The 381-nt window shown below is 78.7% G+C and carries 1 protein-coding gene; it reads left to right on the plus strand.

Annotation, left to right across the window (positions count from 1 at the left end; all coding sequences use genetic code 11):
• Positions 1–381: hypothetical protein (locus AC1DSF_RS31305; RefSeq protein ID WP_478184198.1), on the plus strand; the 381-nt coding region annotated here is incomplete at both ends.

Below are 381 nucleotides of genomic sequence, written 5' to 3' on the forward strand. Positions count from 1 at the left end.
GGCCGCGATGGCGGCATTCGCGGCGGAGCTGGGTGCGCGCGTGGACGTGGTCGCGCTGGCGAGCGGTGTGGTGACGCTGCCGGAGGATGCGCTGGCGCGGGGCCAGGAGTTGGTGGCGGCCGAAGAGGCACGCGGCGCAGAAGTGCAGGCCGACGAAGGCCGCGTTGGCGGCTCGGGTGACGGCAACCACCCGACACGGCGCAGCGGTGCCGCCGTGTCCGGCTCGGTCCGCGCGTCCGTCCTCCGCCTCGACCTCGACTGGCCCGCCGGGCTCCCCGACGGCGGCCGCCACGGTTTCACCCCGGACCACCAGGCCCGGCTCGATGCCGCGCTGCCCGCCCTCGGCGCCGGGGCCGGTGCCGCGCTCGCGGGCGCCCGGCG

The sequence above is a fragment of the Variovorax sp. 01N429 genome (genome assembly GCF_056399425.1).